Origin of the sequence: Nonomuraea aridisoli (assembly GCF_003236395.1) — a bacterium.
GTDB classification, from domain to species: Bacteria; Actinomycetota; Actinomycetes; order Streptosporangiales; family Streptosporangiaceae; genus Nonomuraea; species Nonomuraea aridisoli.
This window is the reverse complement of record NZ_POUD01000563.1, coordinates 1-1,347: the sequence shown is the minus strand read 5'-3', so window position 1 is coordinate 1,347 and position 1,347 is coordinate 1. Positions and strand designations below refer to the sequence as shown.

At 76.2% G+C, this 1,347-nt stretch carries 1 protein-coding gene; it reads left to right on the top strand.

Annotated elements, in window-relative coordinates; translation table 11 throughout:
* A partial coding sequence (locus C1J01_RS48075; RefSeq protein ID WP_500048304.1) for a coiled-coil domain-containing protein occupies positions 1-1,347 on the top strand: 1,347 nt, incomplete at both ends.

Below are 1,347 nucleotides of genomic sequence, written 5' to 3'. Positions count from 1 at the left end.
GCGCTGGGGGCTGTGCGTGGTGGGGCGTCGGCGGTCGCGGGTGATCCGCTGGCGGGTGGTGGTGAGGAGGTCGTGGCGCGGCTGGCCGCGTTGGAGCGGGGGCGGCAGGACGAGATCGCGCGGTTGTCCGAGTTGCTGACCGAGGAGGCGCGGCTGTCGGTGGTGCGGCGCGACCTGTCCCGGGTGGAGGCGGAGCTGGCTGAGCTGGTGGCCGCCGATGAGGACGTGGCCGCTCGGCTGGCGCTGCTGCCCGGGCTTTTGGAGGAGGCCGAGGGGAGGCTCGCCGAGGCTCGCGGGGACGCCGCGCGGATACCCGCCGTGGAGGCCGTACGGGACGCCGCCGTTCATCTGGTCGAGGTCGAGCGTGAGTTGGCCGCGCTGGTGGGTGAGCTCCAGACGCTGACGCAGCGCGAGGCCGAGGTCGCCGCCGCCGAGGCGGAGCTGCCCGGCAGGATCACGGAGGCCGGCGCGGCCCTGGCGGACGTACGTGCTGAGGCGGCGGCCGTTCCGGCGGCCTCGGCGGACCTCGACGCAGCGCGGGCGCTCCTGGAGGCCGTCCATCGGCGCGATTCCCTGGCCGCGCAGCTGGACGTGGCCGGGGCCGAGCACCAGGTGCTCGTCGACCACGCGCAGGCCCTCCGGGAGCGATGGCTCGACCTGCGGCAGGCCCGCATCGACGGCATGGCGGCGGAGCTGGCCCGCGACCTGTCCGACGGTTCGCCGTGCGCGGTCTGCGGCTCCGAGCATCACCCGCATCCGGCCTCCCCGGCCCCGAGCGCCCCGTCGGCCGACGACGAACACGACGCCCAGGCCGCATACGACGCCGCGCTCTCCCAGCGCGAGCAGGCCGAACGTGCCCTGGCCTCGCTGGAGTCCCGGCACGAGGCCGCGGCCGACGCCACGGCGGGGCTCGACGCCGAGGCCGCCGAAGCGCGGGTGCTCCAGGCCGAGCAGGAACTGGCCCGCCTCCAGGCGGTCGCCGACCGGGAGCCGGCGCTGGCGGCCGCCCTCGACCGTGTCGAGGCCGAACGCGAGCAGGTCAGAGACCAGGCCATGAAGATCGCCGAGGCGCTGGCGGCCCACCGCGCTCACCGTACTCACCTGGAGTCCGAACGCGCCCGCCTGCGCACCGGCCTCGCCCACCAGGCCACCACCCTCCGCCTGACCACCACGACCGACCGCCCCCGGCCGGACGTTGCCCGCTCGGCACCAGACCGCCCGGACCATGGAGAGCCAGGCGGAGCCGGCACCGAGCCGGGCGGAGTCGGGGCGGATCCCAACGAGCCGGACGGTTTCGGGCGTTGGGCGAGCGGAGAGACGGCCGACGTTTCCGGAGGGGAGCTGCGG